Genomic DNA, 723 nt, shown 5'->3' on the forward strand with positions numbered 1-723 from the left:
CGATCAAGTAGGTGTGGTAGCACACGGTACTGGTTCTATCCGAATCGATGCGAACGGTACGGGTTCTGATGTGACCAACGATGCGCAGATCAATAGCACGACGGGTCATATCACGGTGACGGCCGCTGATGCCCTCAGCATCTTGGCGAACATTACGACTGCCACCAACGGTACGGTCACCCTAGACGCGGAAGCCGGTGCCTTGACGATGGCGGGTGCAGTCACTGTGACGGCAACCAACAGCTCAGCACGTTTGAACGCAGCGACGGATGTCACCATCGGTAATGTGGTTACACAGAACGTTTCTGTGGTAGCGGACACCGGCAGCATCATCAATGCCGATGGCAGCACGATGAACGTGACGGCAACGAACCTTCGCCTAGAAGCGGATGATGCGATTGCGAGCAGTGATCGTCACTTGACGACCACGGTCGCGACCATCAGTGCGAGCAGCACCGGTACCAGCGCGACTGGTATCTACCTCACCGAAGCGGACAGCATCACCGTTGACTCTGTGGCGGTAACGACCACGGCGTTCAATACGGATGCGACCACGACTGATGTAGTGGATGCAGCGCAAGCGGATCTGATCTCTGGCAATAACGGTAATATCGTTCTGACTACGCTAAACGGCAGCATCGTGATCAACGATGGCGATAGCGATCAAGTGGGTGTGGTTGCTCACGGTACTGGTTCTATCCGCATCGATGCCAATGGCTCTGG

The 723-nt window shown here is 56.0% G+C and carries 1 protein-coding gene; it reads left to right on the top strand.

The genetic code is table 11. The features are described from left to right. Positions 1–723 (top strand): hypothetical protein (locus tag FJM67_RS17620; RefSeq protein ID WP_181161557.1); only part of this gene is annotated, 723 nt, incomplete at both ends.

Source organism: Maribrevibacterium harenarium, from assembly GCF_006385675.1.
Taxonomy (GTDB): Bacteria; Pseudomonadota; Gammaproteobacteria; order Pseudomonadales; family Marinomonadaceae; genus Marinomonas; species Marinomonas harenarium.